Annotated in this window: 15 protein-coding genes; 10 read left to right on the plus strand and 5 right to left on the minus strand. The window is 60.3% G+C overall.

Annotation, left to right across the window (positions count from 1 at the left end; translation table 11 throughout):
- Positions 1–33 precede the first annotated feature (33 nt).
- A complete protein-coding gene (locus MA884_RS09020) occupies positions 34–1,965 on the plus strand; it encodes a PAS domain-containing sensor histidine kinase (RefSeq protein ID WP_256230130.1) in 1,932 nt (643 codons plus the stop codon).
- A 26-nt stretch (positions 1,966–1,991) separates the two neighbouring features.
- Here the strand turns inward: MA884_RS09020 and MA884_RS09025 are convergent, their stop codons facing one another.
- Complete coding sequence (locus tag MA884_RS09025; protein WP_256230131.1) at positions 1,992–2,222, minus strand: hypothetical protein; 231 nt, start codon at positions 2,220–2,222, stop codon at positions 1,992–1,994.
- Between the two features lie 153 nt (positions 2,223–2,375).
- Between MA884_RS09025 and MA884_RS09030 the strand changes: the two genes are divergently transcribed.
- A complete protein-coding gene (locus MA884_RS09030; RefSeq protein WP_256230132.1) occupies positions 2,376–2,912 on the plus strand; it encodes a hypothetical protein in 537 nt (178 codons plus the stop codon).
- A 4-nt stretch (positions 2,913–2,916) separates the two neighbouring features.
- On the opposite strand, the gene MA884_RS09035 is transcribed toward MA884_RS09030, so the two are convergent.
- A complete protein-coding gene (locus tag MA884_RS09035; RefSeq protein WP_256230133.1) occupies positions 2,917–4,254 on the minus strand; it encodes a sodium:proton antiporter in 1,338 nt (445 codons plus the stop codon).
- A 264-nt stretch (positions 4,255–4,518) separates the two neighbouring features.
- Here MA884_RS09035 and MA884_RS09040 point away from each other — a divergent pair, with 264 nt between their 5' ends.
- From MA884_RS09040 to ligD, 4 genes are read left to right on the plus strand one after another with little or no spacing between them, the layout of a single operon-like run.
- Positions 4,519–5,904, plus strand: coding sequence for an iron-containing redox enzyme family protein (locus MA884_RS09040; protein ID WP_256230134.1), 1,386 nt, complete (start codon positions 4,519–4,521; stop codon positions 5,902–5,904).
- A gap of 9 nt (positions 5,905–5,913) precedes the next feature.
- Positions 5,914–6,915, plus strand: coding sequence for a class I SAM-dependent methyltransferase (locus MA884_RS09045; RefSeq protein WP_256230135.1), 1,002 nt, complete (start codon positions 5,914–5,916; stop codon positions 6,913–6,915).
- Positions 6,887–8,050, plus strand: a complete 1,164-nt coding sequence (locus tag MA884_RS09050) for a carboxylate-amine ligase (protein ID WP_256230136.1) — start codon at positions 6,887–6,889, stop codon at positions 8,048–8,050. The genes MA884_RS09045 and MA884_RS09050 overlap by 29 nt, the downstream gene beginning before the upstream one ends.
- Positions 8,047–10,686 (plus strand): DNA ligase D, encoded by a 2,640-nt coding sequence (gene ligD, locus MA884_RS09055; protein WP_256230137.1) that lies wholly within the window; start codon positions 8,047–8,049, stop codon positions 10,684–10,686. The genes MA884_RS09050 and ligD overlap by 4 nt, the downstream gene beginning before the upstream one ends.
- A gap of 25 nt (positions 10,687–10,711) precedes the next feature.
- Here the strand turns inward: ligD and MA884_RS09060 are convergent, their stop codons facing one another.
- A complete protein-coding gene (locus tag MA884_RS09060; protein WP_256230138.1) occupies positions 10,712–11,323 on the minus strand; it encodes a Yip1 family protein in 612 nt (203 codons plus the stop codon).
- A gap of 167 nt (positions 11,324–11,490) precedes the next feature.
- Between MA884_RS09060 and MA884_RS09065 the strand changes: the two genes are divergently transcribed.
- From MA884_RS09065 to MA884_RS09075, 3 genes are read left to right on the plus strand one after another with little or no spacing between them, the layout of a single operon-like run.
- Entirely contained in the window at positions 11,491–11,991 is a 501-nt protein-coding gene (locus tag MA884_RS09065; RefSeq protein WP_256230139.1) for a CinA family protein, read from the plus strand.
- A 9-nt stretch (positions 11,992–12,000) separates the two neighbouring features.
- On the plus strand, positions 12,001–12,519 hold the full coding sequence (locus MA884_RS09070; RefSeq protein ID WP_256230140.1) for a hypothetical protein: 519 nt from the start codon (positions 12,001–12,003) through the stop codon (positions 12,517–12,519).
- 7 nt (positions 12,520–12,526) lie between these two features.
- Positions 12,527–12,973 carry a DUF421 domain-containing protein gene (locus MA884_RS09075; RefSeq protein WP_256230141.1) on the plus strand — a complete coding sequence of 149 codons (447 nt, stop codon included), beginning with the start codon at positions 12,527–12,529 and terminating at the stop codon, positions 12,971–12,973.
- Positions 12,974–13,055: 82 nt separating this feature from the next.
- Here MA884_RS09075 and MA884_RS09080 read toward each other — a convergent pair whose 3' ends face one another.
- On the minus strand, positions 13,056–13,913 hold the full coding sequence (locus tag MA884_RS09080; RefSeq protein ID WP_256230142.1) for an SDR family oxidoreductase: 858 nt from the start codon (positions 13,911–13,913) through the stop codon (positions 13,056–13,058).
- A gap of 161 nt (positions 13,914–14,074) precedes the next feature.
- Between MA884_RS09080 and MA884_RS09085 the strand changes: the two genes are divergently transcribed.
- The gene (locus tag MA884_RS09085; RefSeq protein ID WP_256230143.1) at positions 14,075–14,479 is read left to right on the plus strand and encodes a VOC family protein; all 405 of its coding nucleotides are present in this window, start codon (positions 14,075–14,077) and stop codon (positions 14,477–14,479) included.
- A 189-nt stretch (positions 14,480–14,668) separates the two neighbouring features.
- Here the strand turns inward: MA884_RS09085 and MA884_RS09090 are convergent, their stop codons facing one another.
- Positions 14,669–15,817 (minus strand): MalY/PatB family protein, encoded by a 1,149-nt coding sequence (locus tag MA884_RS09090; protein ID WP_256230144.1) that lies wholly within the window; start codon positions 15,815–15,817, stop codon positions 14,669–14,671.
- Positions 15,818–15,862: the final 45 nt, after the last annotated feature.

Consider the following 15,862-nt stretch of genomic DNA (forward strand, 5'->3'; position numbering starts at 1 on the left):
CAAAAAATCCTTCTGGATGCCTTGGCCAAAAAAATGCTTGAAGACGCCCCCAAGACCGCACTCATCAACCAGGAACAGCGTTTTCGCCTGCTCATCGACGCCGTGGTCGACTACGCCATCTACATGACCGACCCGTCGGGCATCATCACCAGTTGGAACTCCGGCGCCCGGCGTTTCAAAGGCTACGAGGAGTCCGAGATTCTCGGCCAGCACTTCTCACGCTTCTACACCGATCAGGATCGCGCAGACGGTCTTCCGCAACGGGCGCTGGACACGGCCTTGCACGAGGGCCGTTTCGAAGGTGAGGGCTGGCGGGTGCGCAAGGACGGAACGCTGTTCTGGTCCCATGTCGTTATTGACCCGATCATCGATAGCCAAAGCGGCGACTTGCTCGGCTTTGCCAAGATCACCCGCGACCTGACCGATCGCAAGATGGCCGAGGAAACCCTCAAGCAAAGTGAGCAGCAGTTTCGCCTGCTGGTACAAAGTGTCACCGATTATGCCATCTACATGCTCAACCCTGACGGCCAGGTGACCAACTGGAACCTGGGCGCGCAACGGATCAAGGGCTATCTTCCGACGGAAGCCATCGGCCGGCATTTTTCGATGTTCTACACCCCCGAGGACCGCGAGGCCGGTGAGCCACAGCGCGCCTTGAGCATCGCCGCCAGTGAAGGGCGCTTCGAAAAAAGGGGCTGGCGATTACGCAAGGATGGCACGCGGTTCATGGCTCATGTGGTCATTGACGCAATCCGCAGCGACACGGGGACGCTTCTGGGTTTTGCCAAAATCACCCGCGACATCACCGATGCCACCCGCGCGCAGCAAGCCTTGGAGCAGGCTCGTGAAGCGCTGTTCCAGTCCCAAAAACTGCAAGCCATCGGCCAGCTCACCGGTGGTATCGCCCATGACTTCAATAATCTGCTGACGGTAATCCTCGGCAACCTGGAAATCGTGCGCAAGCGCATGCCCGGCGATCCGAAACTCACCCAATTGCTGGATAACGCCACCCAGGGCGCGCTTCGCGGTGTTTCGCTGACGCAACGAATGCTGGCGTTCGCCCGCAGGCAGAAACTGACCTCTGAATCGGTGGAGCTATCCACGCTGGTACAGGGCATCAGTGGTTTGTTGCAAAGCTCCATTGGCCCGTCGATACACATCCAGACCGACTTTGCTCAAGCGCTTTCACCGGTGCTGGCCGATGTCAACCAACTGGAACTGGCCATCCTGAACCTGGCGACCAACGCTCGGGATGCCATGCCGCATGGGGGGCGGATACTCATCACTGCCCAGGAGCGCTCAGGCACCGAGGCAGGAAAGGACACACCGATGGCGCCAAGGCGATACATTTGCCTGTCCGTCACCGACGAGGGCGAGGGCATGGACGAAGCGACGCTGGCGTCGGCCGTGGAGCCGTTTTTCACCACCAAAGGCGTAGGCAAGGGCACGGGCCTGGGTCTGTCCATGGTGCACGGGTTGGCCGAGCAACTGGGCGGCCGCCTGATGCTCAAGAGCCGCATAGGCGAGGGCACTACCGCTGAGCTGTGGTTGCCGGTGGCTGACGATTCGGCGCCAGACAAGGCCCCGCCTCAGACCACGACGACACAGCCGGTGAACGAGCTACGGGTGCTGGTAGTGGACGATGACAGCCTGGTGCTGACCAGCACCCGGCTGCTGATCGAAGACCTGGGCCACCGCGTGTTTTGCGCCCCATCAGCGGCTCAGGCGCTGCGAATGTATGAACTCAATCCGGACATCGATCTGGTGATCACCGACATGGCCATGCCGCAGATGGACGGTGCGCAGTTGGCGAAACTGCTGCGTGACCGTCAACCGAATCTGCCCATCATCCTGGCCACCGGCTACGCCGAACGGTTGGAAGGATTCGCCACGCAACTGCCGCGGCTGACCAAACCGTTCAAGCAGATCGACCTGGTGCAGGTCATTGCCCAGACGATGAAATAGACCCCACACCTGGGCCTGCCGCAGGTTCATTGAGTATTTTTCTTGAACCCTCGCAAGTTCATCGCACACAGGCAGAACTGCAGCACGATCAACGCATAGGCGTCCGAGTGCAGCCCCCAGACGACCCACAGGATATTGCTCGCAATAAAACAACTGAACCCGGCTACCCGCCGCCGAGCTTGGCGCGAACCGATCAGCCACGCGGCCAGAACCGTCACTACCATCGCTGGCCATTGCACCCACCCAAGATAGTCCACAGATCCCTCCTCATGCTTTTGGTGATTTAGAGACCCCGACACTTGAAAAGCGTTTCGTGAACGCAAAGGTTGCCTCTGGTCCATCGGCTTGAACTTGCCTGTCGGCCATTTCCTCTAATGAGTCCAACCCACACCCGAGGCGCAGCCTGCGCAATGCCCAGAATACTCACCAGTCAGACGCCGGATGAAGAACTGACGGAACACAATGCCAAGCTGTTCGGCTCGCCCAAGGAACGCCTGGATTTTTATCGCCGGGAGATCCAGTATGAAACCAGCATCCTGGCCAATCGGACCGATGCGTACCTGGCCGCCCAGTCTTTCCTGGTGATCGCCTTTGCCTCATGCATGGCCAACCTGAATCCGGAGTGGGGCAAGTTGTTCACCTTGATCGTGCCGCCGTTCCTGGCTCTGCTGGGTTTCTTGAGCTCGCTCAACGCCTGGCCGGGGATTCGCGCGGCTTACCAGATCATCGACCATTGGCACTTCAAGCAAAGCGAGTTGCTGCGCGCAGAGCCGTTAATGGGCCTGGCCTACGACGAATCCCCACTGTTCAGCGAGCAGGAATCGACCCACAAGGGTTATCGCAAGTCGTTGCTGTTTTCGGTGCGTACGCCATGGATCTTTGCCACGTTCTGGGTGTTGCTGGGGGTGTACTCGGTTTATATCCAGGTGAGTGATCCAGGGGGCTGAGGGCTCAGCTCGATTTTTTGTGGCGCTCATACCAGGCCAGTATGGGTTGGGTACTCAAGCCATGGACCAAAATACTCAGGGCCACCACCGACAGCGTGATATTGATACATAGCCGCACCATCTCTGGCTGTAAATCATGGTTTACGGCATAGAACAGATAAAACAGACTGCCGATGCCGCGTATGCCGAACCAGCCAATCAGCAGCCGTTGTGGCCTGTCCAGCAGCCGCCCCCAAGGCATCATCAACAGGCTCAACGGACGAATCACGGCAAACAGCAGGCCGCCAATGACCAGCGCCCGCCAGTCCCAGTGAGTGGCAAGTACCACGCCCAATAGCGTCACCAAAAATACTTCCATGGAGCGCTCCACCAGACTGCCGAAGGCGAGCATGTCGCTCATCATGACTCCCGCGGCCACCTGACCATCCTCCAGAGACTCGGCGTCACCCCGAACCGCGTCCCGGGGGGTGACAGCTTCATGCCCCACGACCGGTTGCACCAGGTGTTCTGCCGGAAGTGAGTGTTCATCCGTCGATTGCACCTCGGCCTGGCGCAGGCCCAGGCCGGCGGCGAACACCGAAAGAAAGCCATAACCCTGGAGGGCTTCGGCCACGACGTAGGCCAGGGCAATCAGCGCCAGGGCCAGGTAATCGTTGGGCGAGAGCGTGCTGTCGGCGTTCTTGATGCGCATCGACAGGGTCAACCAGCCGATACCCCGGCCCATCCAGTAACCGGTGAGCAAACCGACCGGCACCGCCCACAACACATCCTGCAGCATCCAGTCACCGAGAAAGCCAAGGTCGTCCTCGCGTAGCAACAACAAGCCCAGGATCACAAAAGGGAAGGCCGTGCCGTCGTTCAAACCGGCTTCCCCCGACAGGCCAAACCGCACTTGATCATCATCCCGGGCATCGTTGACCTGCACCAGCGCCGCGAGCACCGGATCAGTGGGCGCCAGGATCGCACCGATCAACAACGAAACACCCCAACCGAGACCAAACAGGTAATGCAGCGTCAGCGTCAGGCCCGCGATGGTCAGGATCATCACTGGGCCGGCCAGCGTGTAGGCCACCCGCCAGCTTCGGTGCTTGAGGGGCAAGCGAAGCTTGAGGCCGCTGACGAACAGCGAAAACACCACCGCGATTTCCGTCAGGTGCTCCATCCAGGCCGAGGAATCGGCAATGTCCAGCCTCAATAGCTCCAGGCCCGCCGGCCCGATAGCAACGCCCAAGCCCAGGCATATCGCCGAGGTGGTCACCGGCATCCAGCGCAGGTAGGAGGAGGTCAGGGCCAAGGTCAGCAACACGGCGCCGAGCACCGCTACCCATACCGTGAAAATCATTGTTGCTCCTTGGGTAGCCTCGAGGGATAGCTTTGAGAAATAGCTTCTAGAGATAGCCCCGAGGTGAAACAGACACCGTGAAGCCAGTATCCGGCTCCTGTCACTCATTCGAGGGCCGCAACCAAGCGTGGGTTCCCGTCGAAGCGCAACGGCTCCGTTTATCCGGCAGCCTTTCAACTCAAGGGAATTTTTCGTCGTTTCCGGTGCTCTGCAAAATTAGAGACGTGCTGATTCAGCGTCCTGCCGAGAACCCAAGAGGCCCTTATGACTGCGCTGACACCCCTCCAATCCCGGCCTGCCACCGTGCATTCGTTTGCTGATGCCGGGAACGTACGCCAATGCTATGAACGGCTGCTCCATGGCCCCGACGATGCTGACAAGCAAGCCGTCGCCCACGCCTTCCTCCAGCAATGCGTGGCGCAGGCTGCGGCACTGCCCCTGGAAACGCCAGATGATCCCATGGCCCTGCCAACCTGGGTCGAGCAGCACAGAGCCGGTGTAGCCCGCCAGTACGCCGACTACCTGGAGCGACGCAAAAACGCTGGCCCACGAGAGTTTTTCACCTGCAAGGCCCACGCCTTGTATTTCCTGCAGGCCGTCGCGCCCACCAAACTGGTGGACGGCGCCTGGTTGTATGGCGTGCTCAAGCATTGGCACGACCACCGTTTTGAAGGGCTGTTGTGCACCTATCTGGAAGAGTTGGGGGACGGCAATCCGTCGCAGAACCATGTGGTGATCTATCGCAAGCTGCTCGCCGAACACGACCTCTCGGACGCGCCGGACATTGAAGACGATCGCTACCTGCAAGGTGCCGTTCAGTTGGCCCTGGGGTACGCCGGGGATCAATACCTGCCCGAAGTGATCGGTTACAACCTGGGCTACGAACAATTGCCCCTGCACCTGTTGATCAGCGCTTATGAGCTGAGCGAACTGGACATCGACCCCTATTACTTCACCCTCCACGTGACGATTGACAATGCGAGCACCGGTCATGCCCACAAGGCCATCCAGTCGCTGCTGCAACTGATGCCGGTGGAGGCGGACCGCGAAGACTTCTGGCGACGGGTCACCCTGGGTTATCGCCTCAATGACCTGGGGCAAGGCAGCCGGACGATCATCGAGTCGTTCGACCTGTATCGCGAAGTACTGGACATGCTCGAACGCAAACGTCCGTTCGGCCAGCACATGCATTCCGACTACTGCAAGTTCGAAGGCAAGACCGTCAATCAATGGCTCTCGGCCCCAGGACAGCTGGAAGGCTTCCTGACAGCGATGCAAAACAAAGGCTGGATCAAACGTCATGAAGACCCGCAGAACAGCCGCTTCTGGACGCTGATCGAAGGGGCGGGCGCGGCCATGTTCGGTGTGTTCAGCCCCTATGAAAAACAGTTGCTGCACGACTGGATCGCCGGTGACTGGATGAAGGCCGGGGCGAGGAAAAGCCCACGACGCAGCCATGGCGCGGCCTGCGAGCCGCAAATGCCGATCGAGGATCCCGATGTGCAGAGCCTGCAACAGACCCTGCGCGGCCAGACGCCGGACGCACAGATGCAGACCCTCCTGCCTTGGCTCTCGGCTCGCTGCCACAGCCATCCGGCGGGATTGCTGGCGACGCGTCGATTCATCGAACTCAAATCCGCACTGCGTTAGGAGCCCTGCATGAATCAGGAAGAACGCCTGTCAGAACCCGACCTGGCGCTATTGCAACTGGGACGGCGCCTGCAAGCCGATGGCTATCGCTTCATCACCCCGACGCCCCTGACCCATGAGCGGGTCAACCAACGGCCTGGCAATGAACGTTCCAGGACACTGAGGGATGTGTTTGGCTGGTCCCGCCCGTTTGTCCCTGGGCTGATCAGCGCCGATGAACAGCGTCAATTACAGGAAGCCGAGGTGCTGGAAGCGCGCGACGGCCTGCTGCACAGCCGCGTGCGTTGGTCGAGCCTGGATGGCCTGTTGTTCGCCCATTCGCAATTTCCGACCGAAGCCAACGACGCGGTGTTTTTCGGCCCCGACAGCTACCGTTTCGCCCAACTGATCCATACTTATCTGCAACAGAACTTCACGGCGGTGCATCGGGCCGTGGACATTGGCTGTGGCGCCGGCGTCGGGGCGATGGTCATTGCCCACGCCCGGCGCGAGGCACAGGTGCTGGCCGTGGACATCAATCCGATGGCCCTGCGCCTGAGCGCGGTCAACGCGGCGCTGGCCGAGGTATCCAACGTCGAGATCGCCCGCAGCGATGTGCTCCAGGATGTGGAGGGCGATTTCGACCTGATCGTCGCCAATCCACCTTACATGGCTGACCCCAGCGAACGGGCCTACCGCCATGGCGGCGGAACACTGGGCGCCGGGCTGTCGCTGCGCATCGTCGAACAGGCCCTGCCACGACTCACGCCCGGGGGCTCGCTGGTGCTCTACACCGGCGTGGCGATGGTCGATGGTCGTGATCCGTTTCTCGAGGCCTTGGCGCCTTGGCGCGACTCGCCGGATTTCGGCTGGACCTACAAGGAATTGGACCCGGACGTGTTTGGTGAGGAACTGCTCACGCCGGGTTACCAGGACGTGGAAAGGATCGCCGTGGTGGCGTTGGTTGTAACTCGCATCGGCGCGGGTATCGGAGGGACTATCGATGAACAGGCGACTGAAGTTCGGCATTGAAGAGGAGTATTTCATCACCGATCTGCAAACCCGTTGCATGCCAGACCAGCCACCGGCAGAGGTTGTCGTGGCGTGTCAGGCGCTCCTGGGCAAGCATTTCGCCCATGAAATGTTCCAGTGTCAGATCGAGATGGCGTCGCCTGTTTTTCGCAACCTGCCCGAGGCGGCCGATTACCTTTCCCAAGTCCGCACAGGCCTGACCCAGCGGCTGGCACCCCATGGCCTGGGCCTGCTCAGCGCCGGCTCTCATCCCATGGCAACCCTGGGCCTGCAACCCACCGACGAATTGCACTTCCAGCAACTGTTCGACGATTACCAACGGGTAGCCCGCCGGAGCGTGGTCTCGGGTCTGCATGTACATGTCGAGGTACCGGCCGATCAGGATCGGGTGCGGGTCATGAACGAGGTGCTGCCTTGGCTGCCAATGTTTCTGGCCCTGAGCGCTTCGTCGCCATTCTGGAACGGCGCCTACAGTGGGTTCAGCAGCTATCGCCAGGTCGCTTGCGATGAATGGCCGCGCATGGGCGTGCCAGAGTTCTTCGAGAACGAGTCGGCATTTGCCGGCTACGTCGACATGCTCATGCGCACCGGATCCATTCGCCAGCCCAGCGATTGCTGGTGGGTGATGCGGCCTTCGTCGCGTTATCCCACGCTGGAACTGCGAATCTGCGATGCCTGCCCGCGCGTTGAAGATGTCCTGTGCCTGGCCTCGCTGTTTCGCCTGATGGTGACCCATGCCATAGCGCAGCCGCGTCCCGGCGCGGATTTCAGCCTGATGTCCCACTGGATCCTCAAGGAAAATCGCTGGCGGGCCAAGCGTCATGGAATCCTCGCCGAATTCATTCTCGAGGGGCAGGAGCAGCCGATGATGATCGGGGAATGGATCACACTGGCGGAGCAGACCTTTGGCGAAACGGCCGCCGCCCTGGGCGTCGAGGATGTGTTCAAGCAAGCACGCCGTATCGTCCAGGAAGGCACCAGCGCTGATCGGCAAATCGTGCTCTACGAACAAGGGTTGCTGCTGGGCGACTCCACCGAGCATGCATTGAGCCGGGTCGTCGATCAATTGTTGTCAGAAACTGCCGGGATGCCCGTGGCCAACCCCTCGCTGTTGCAAGTGGCAGGTGGTCCATGAGCAGCAAGACCCTGGATGACTACAACCGGATGCGTGACTTCTCCGCCACCTCGGAACCGGCGGCCAAGCGTTCACGCAAATCGGCGAAAACCGCCCATGCCTTGCAGTTCTGCATTCAAAAACACGACGCCTCGCGGCTGCATTATGACTTTCGGCTGGAGCTGGACGGTGCACTCAAGAGCTGGGCGGTTCCCAAGGGGCCGTCCCTGGACCCCAAGGTCAAGCGCCTGGCGGTGCATGTCGAAGACCATCCGCTGGATTACGCAACGTTCGAAGGCAATATTCCCGAAGGCCATTATGGCGCTGGCGACGTCATTGTCTGGGACCGCGGCGTGTGGATTCCCCAGGGCGATGTCCATGAGGCCTATGAAAAAGGCCGGCTCAAGTTCGAGCTGCAAGGGGAAAAACTCAGCGGCCTGTGGAACCTGGTGCGTACCCACATGCCCGGCAAGCAGGAGCAGTGGTTCCTGATCAAGCACCAGGACGCGGCGGCCCGCCCCGAAAGCGAATACGACGTGGTCCAGGCTGAGCCGGACAGCGTGCTCAGCGATCGCACCATCGTACCCAGGCGCCGTGGCAAGGCAGCCGCCGAGGTCAAGGCAGTCAAGCCACCTGAAAAGGCCACCAAGGCGAAGTCGCCGAAAAAAACCTCGAAAACCACCCTCAGCGGCGCGATTGCCGGGCCCGTTCCCGAGACGCTCAAACCGGAACTGGCCACGCTGGTGGAAAGCGCGCCTGACGGCGAATGGCTCTATGAAATCAAGTTCGACGGTTACCGCGTCATGGCCCGTATTGAAAACGGCGACGTCAGACTGATCACCCGCAACGGCCATGATTGGACCCACAAGCTGCCCAAGCAGGCCGAGGCGCTGGCCGGATTGGGACTGGCGTCCGCCTGGCTCGACGGTGAAATGGTGGTGGCCAATGAGCAAGGCGTTCCAGACTTCCAGGCCCTGCAGAACGCTTTTGACGCCGGCAGCAGTAGCAAGATCGCTTATTACCTGTTCGATCTGCCTTACCTCAATGGCATGGACCTGCGCAAAGTGCCGGTGGAACAACGCCGGGCCGCGTTGGCCGCGGTGCTTAAGCGCAACGAAGATCCGTTGCTGCGTTTTTCCGATGCCTTTGAAGAAACCCCTGAAGCCTTGCTCAACAGCGCTTGCCAAATGCAGATGGAAGGATTGATCGGTAAACGAATGGGCAGTGCCTACGCTTCCCGGCGCAGCAACGACTGGATCAAGCTCAAGTGCAAGAATCGCCAGGAGTTCATCGTCGTCGGTTTCAGCGACCCCAAGGGCGCCCGCAACGGCTTCGGTGCCTTGTTGCTAGGGCTGCACGATGCCGACAGCGGCCAACTGCGCTATGCCGGCAAGGTCGGCACAGGGTTCAACGAACAAACCCTCAAAAGCATTCACCAACAGTTGTTGCCCCTGGAAAGAAAGAAGACTGCGGTGGTCAACCCACCCACCGGATATGACGCCAAAGGTGTGCACTGGCTTGAGCCGACTTTGCTGGCGGAAGTGGCGTTTGCCGAGATGACCAAGGAAGGCTCGGTGCGCCACGCCGTGTTTCATGGTTTGCGCAACGATAAACCGGCCAAGGCGATCACCCAGGAGCTTGCCAAACCCGTGAAGAAGACCGCCGAAAAAACCAAAGCCCCAGCCAAAGACGCACCTGAAGCGGGGCCAACCAAATCCGGCACGAAAACCAAAGCCAAGAGCAAAGCCACTCAGCCGCCAGCCATGGACGGCAAGGTCCGCATCACCCACCCGGAGCGTGTCATCGATGCCAGCAGCGGCACGACCAAGCTGCAACTGGCCGAGTACTACGCCAGCGTCGCCGAATTCATTCTGCCGGAACTGGCCGAGCGCCCGGTGGCACTGGTCAGGGCACCGGATGGTATTGCCGGTGAGTTGTTTTTCCAGAAAAACGCCGAGCGTCTGGCGATCCCGGGCATCACCAGCCTGGACAAATCCGTGACCGGACAGCCGGTGATGATCATCAATAACCCCGAAGCGTTGATCGGCGCGGTGCAGATGAGCACGGTGGAGCTGCACACCTGGAATGCCACTTCGGTGGACCTGGACAAGCCTGATCGCTTCGTCCTTGATCTTGACCCCGATCCAGCGTTGCCCTGGAAAAGCATGGTGGAGGCGACGCAACTGACCTTGTCGGTGCTCGATGAATTGGGGCTCAAGGCATTTCTCAAGACCAGCGGCGGCAAGGGGATCCACATTGTGGTGCCCTTGACCCGCAAGTTGGGCTGGGACGAGGTCAAGGGCTTCAGTCATGCGATTGTCAGCCACATGGCCAAGCTGTTGCCGGATCGATTCTCGGCGGTCTCGGGGCCGAAGAACCGGGTAGGGCGGATCTTCATCGACTATCTGCGTAACGGTCTTGGCGCCACCACCATCTGCGCCTATGCCGCCCGTACCCGTGAAGGGTTGCCCGTGTCGGTGCCGATCTTTCGCGAGGAAGTGGCCGAGCTCAAAGGCGCGAATCTGTGGAACGTGCACAACGTCCATGAGCGTTTGGCGCAAGTGGGTCACGAGCCTTGGGCGGGTTTGAAGAAGACCCGCCAAAGCATCACCGCCGACATGCGCCGGCGCATTGGTATGAAAAAGACCGATAAGTAGCCTTGCTCGGTGCCTCCCGGACTCATCAGCTCACTGGCACGCGCAGATATTCCGGCTGCAACACGTTGAACCACAGCAGGATCATTTCCACCAGGATGGTCACCAGCACCAACAGTCCTACGCCCCACACGCTGGCCGAATACAACAGGCCTTGGTCCTTGTTGAGATTCATGAACTTGGGCAGTCCGACAAACAGCAAAAAGGTCGAGTACACCGACGCCATTGCCAGCACGATCACCGCCAGCCAGCGGTTGGGGTAGAGCCCGAAAATCCCGGCCAGGAAGTATGGCGTGGCGGTGTAGGCGACGAAACCGATGCACTGGTTGACCGTCGGACGGGCATCGAAGGTGCGGGACATCCAGCGGATGAACACCCCCATGAGCATTACGCCGGCCACGATGGTCAGGTACAGCAGCACACACAGTTGAAGGGCGCTGGCAGTGCTGAGCCGAACCGTTTCATTTTCGGCCAGGCTCCAGCCGGTCCAGGTGATCCCGATGAACAAACACACCACGGGAATCAGGGCGAGTAACAGCAGATGAGCCAGATAATGGCGCGGCTGAGCTTGCTCCTGTTCGCGGATGTCTTTCCAGGCAAACTCGGGATGGGTAAACAGTTTGACGAAAGGGGCGGACATGGCGACCTCCTGATCAGTACAGCCTCTGGTGAGGCCCATACGGATTTGAGGTACCGGATCGGCCGGGGGTTCATTTATTTGGAGGTCGCGTGGGGCGGCATGATCAGAGGGAATGAATCAATACGGCCGGGGTCAATCCATCAGCACCTCCTGAAGGACTGTATGCCATGACTGTTGCTTGCTCCCTGGTTGATTATTTGCGTGAACACCGGCTGCGCCTGACGACGGCCGAGTCCTGCACGGCCGGCAAGATCGTCACCCTGCTGGCCGAAGTGCCCGGCAGCGGCTCGCTGATTGAAAGCGGTTACGTGGTGTATTCCCCGGAGGCGAAACAACGATTGCTGGGGGTCAACCCGTGCACCATCGAGACCTTCAATCTCACCAGCTGTGAGGTGGCCGAGGAAATGGCCCTCGGCGCCCTGCGCGACGCCAATGCCAACGTCGCCGTGGCGACCACCGGCATTCTCGGGCCGGATGACATGGACGGCATTCCGGCCGGCACCGTCTGTTTTGCCTGGGCGTTCGATATGGGCGGCGAGCGGGCGCTGTTCAGTCGCCAGGAAAGGTTTTTCGGAACGCGCAACCAGGTCCAACTGTGGTCCGCCGAACATGCGCTTGTGCAGTTGCGGCACTTTCATCAACGCGCGCTGGCGGGTGAGCGCAGATAGGGGAGCACCATGAGCCATCCCACTGAACCCGAGGAATTGCGCAGCCGCGAGTTCCCGGTCCACGAAGACATGGCCTACCAGCTCAAGGTTTGGCGTTTCGAGCGGGTGGGCTGGTACGTGTTGGTATTGCTGGTGATCCTGACGCTGCTTGGCCTGTTCTCTCGTGGCCCGTTGAGCACCCGAGATGTACGCAGCGGTGATGGCCGACTTGGCGTCGAGTACGAAATGTTCCACCGCAACGGCTCCACCAATCCCATGGTGATTCATCTGAAGGGGCAGCCCAACGCTGTGCTGGAGGTGGAACTGGTCGGCCAGTGGCTGGAGGGTTTCGAAGTGCAAACCCTCCAGCCCCAGCCCGTGCGCTCGGCGAGTGCGGAGCGGGGCCTGAAGCTTTGGGTCCAGGCGGATGCCAAGGGAGAGGCCAGCCTGTATCTGTCACTGCTGGGCGATGGGCTGGGGCGCTATCACAGTCGTATCGCCACGCCCGGTGGCGTCGCGGTCAGTTTCGATCAATTCATTTTCCCCTAGGTGACGTATGGACTCTGTGTTGCGAGCTGCCGCGATTTATGTGGCGTTGCTGGTGCTGTTCAAGATCGCCGGGCGTCGCTCGCTGGCGGAGATCACCACGTTTGATTTTGTCCTGTTGATGATCATCGGCGAGGCCACCCAGCAGGCATTGCTGGGGGACGATTTCTCGTTGACCAATTCGTTGATGGTGATCGTGACGCTGATCGCCATCGATGTGGGCTTGTCGTTGCTCAAGCAACGCTCCCAATGGGTCTCGCAACTGATTGATGGCGGCCCGACCATTATTGTGGAGGATGGGCGAATACTGAAGGCGCGCATGCGCCATGCCCGACTCATAGAAGAAGACATCATGGAAGCGGCACGGTCGAGCCAGGGGATCGAGAAACTGGAGCAGATCAAGTTCGCCATTATCGAACGTAACGGCAAGATTTCGGTGATCGCCAAGGAGCAGTGAGCCGGCCGCCCCAACACACTTCACAATATTTGTGGCGAGGGTTAAATCCCCTCACCACAACAACTGCGTATCACTGCGGGACTCACAGGATCGGCTTGCCGCCCGTAATCCCATACCGGGAACCGGAAATGTAGCTCGCCTCATCCGAAGCCAGCAGTACATAGATCGGTGCCACTTCCACCGGCTGGCCAGGGCGACCAAGGGGCGTCTGGGAACCGAAATTCTGCACTTCTTCCTCAGGCATTGTCGCGACAATCAACGGTGTCCAGATCGGCCCTGGCGCCACGCTGTTCACTCGGATGCCCTTGGGCCCGAGCATCTGCGCCAGACCGCCAGTGAAGTTGGCGATGGCGCCTTTGGTGGTGGCATAGGCCAGCAGAGTCGGCTTGGGCATGTCGGAGTTGACTGAACTGGTGTTGATGATCGAGCCACCCGCTTTCATGTGCGGGACGGCGGCCTGGCAGATCCTGAACATCGAGGTGATGTTGATATCGAAAGTGCGCACCCACTCCTCGTCGGGGATGTCTTCCAGGTTTTCGTGGGTCATCTGGAACGCGGCGTTGTTGACCAGAATGTCGATATGCCCGAAGCGGGCGACGGTTTCGTCGACGATCTTGCGGCATTGGGCCTTGTCCGCCAGATCGCCGGGCAGCAACAGGCATTGGCGGCCGGCCTGTTCTACCCAACGGGCAGTTTCCCTGGCGTCTTCATGCTCGTCCAGGTAGGAAATGGCAACGTCTGCGCCCTCGCGGGCGAAGGCAATCGCCACGGCCCGACCGATGCCGCTGTCGGCGCCCGTGATCAACGCGATCTTGCTTTCCAGGCGCCCGGAACCGGCGTAGCTCTGTTCTCCGCAGTCTGGATACGGGTCCATCTTGCGTTGAGTGCCGGGCACCGGTTGGCTTTGTTTTGGAAAGGGCGGGGTAGGGTAGTCAGTCATGTCATTCTCCACGCTGGATGGGTTGGCGATGGAGGGTGGACTGTGTGCCTTCACGCAGAGTTCGGTCCGATTCTATGCCCGGTCGATGAGCGCGAGGCGTTTTGTTGATCGATGATCAGCATCGGCTAATGTTGGGAAAGTACGAATAAGGAGCGGGGCATATGTTCAGTCACATACAGATCGGTGCGCGGGACCTGCCAGCCATGGTCGCGTTTTATGATGCCGTGCTTGGCTGCCTGGGGTTGGTGCGCATGCCAAGCGAAAACGACTCGGGCCCGCCGGGAGAAGGCTGGCATCAACCTGGCAAGCATTGGCCCCAGGTGTTCGTGCAACTGCCGTTCAATGGTTTGCCCGCGACCTGGGGCAATGGCATGCAAGTGAGTTTTGCCGCCGACTCACCGCAAACCGTGCACGCCGCCTGGGCCCAGGCCATTGCCCTGGGCGGCACCGACGAAGGCCCGCCGGGCCCGCGCCCCCAATACTCGGCAGGGTATTTCGGGGCATATTGTCGGGATCCGGAGGGGAACAAGTTGTGCTTTGTTTATGCGCCGGATATGGATGAGTGACTGAGCACCCAGTTTCTTGGGTGAACCTATTTGTGGCGAGGGGATTTATCCCCGCTGGGCTGCGCGGCAGCCCCAATGAAAAGCCCATGAAATTAGCCTGACACACCGAGTGATCCGTTTTAGGGCTGCTACGCAGCCCAGCGGGGATAAATCCCCTCGCCACAGATGAGTTCCAGTCAAGTGGATGAATTAGCCTCTGGCCTTCAGGCTTCGCTCCATCCGCGTAATTCCTTCCTCCAGCAGCGCCCGTGGGCAGCCGAAGTTCAAACGCACGAACTGCCCGGCATCGTCGCCAAAATCCAGTCCGGCGCTCAGTCCTACCTTGGCTTCTTTCAGGAAGAAGCCCTGCGGGTCGTCCAACCCCAGTCCCGAGCAATCCAGCCAGGCCAGGTAAGTGCCCTGGGGCACGGTCATGGTGATGCCTGGCAGGCGGGTCTTCACGGCGTCGACCAGGTAGTCGCGGTTGGCTTGCAGGTAGGTCTTCAATTCTTCCAGCCACGGGCCAGCTTCGCTGTAGGCCGCGCGGGTCGCTTCAAGGCCCAAGGCGTTGACGCTATCGACCATGCCGGCCCGGGCGCCGTTGACCCGCTCGCGGATCTTGGCGTTCTGAATGATGGCGAATGAAGTTTTCAGCCCGGCAATGTTGTAGGCCTTGCTGGCCGACATCAGGGTGATGGTGCGCTCGGCAATCTCCGGGCTGAGGGTGGCGGTGGGGATGTGTACACGACCATCAAAGCACAGCTCGGCATGGATTTCGTCAGAGATGATCCAGGCATTCTGCTCCAGGCAGATATCCGCCACGGCCTTGAGTTCTCCCCGGGCAAACACCTTGCCCAGCGGGTTGTGAGGGTTACTCAGCAACAATGCACCGCCACCCTGCAACGCGTCGCGCAGCGCGGCCAGGGGCGTGTGAAATTCACCGTTGAGCGGGTTGAACGGCAGTTCAACCTTGTTCAGTTGCCAGTGAGCGGGGGCATTGCGCAGCGGCGGGTAATTGGGCACCTGTACCACAACGTTCTGCGCCGGCTCCACCAGGGCATGCAGCGCCATGTTGAAGCCTGGTTCGACACCCGGCAGGAAGACGATCTGCTGCGGCTCGACGCGCCAGGCGTATTTGTTCCAGAGGTCCGCAACGATGGCGGCGCGCAGTGAGTCCTGGGCCACGCTGTAGCCGAGCATCGGGTGTTCGAGACGTTTGTGCAGCGCGTCGATGACCACCGGCGGAGCAGGGAAATCCATATCAGCCACCCACATGGGCAACACATCGGCGGGGTAGCGACTCCACTTGGTACTACCGGTACCGTGGCGCTCCAATACCGTGTCGAAATCGAAAGTCATGGTGGTTCCATCAGGTCTGGGATTGAGATGGCGAACATCATAAAG

The organism is Pseudomonas sp. Q11, assembly GCF_024494355.1.
GTDB classification, from domain to species: Bacteria; Pseudomonadota; Gammaproteobacteria; order Pseudomonadales; family Pseudomonadaceae; genus Aquipseudomonas; species Aquipseudomonas hefeiensis.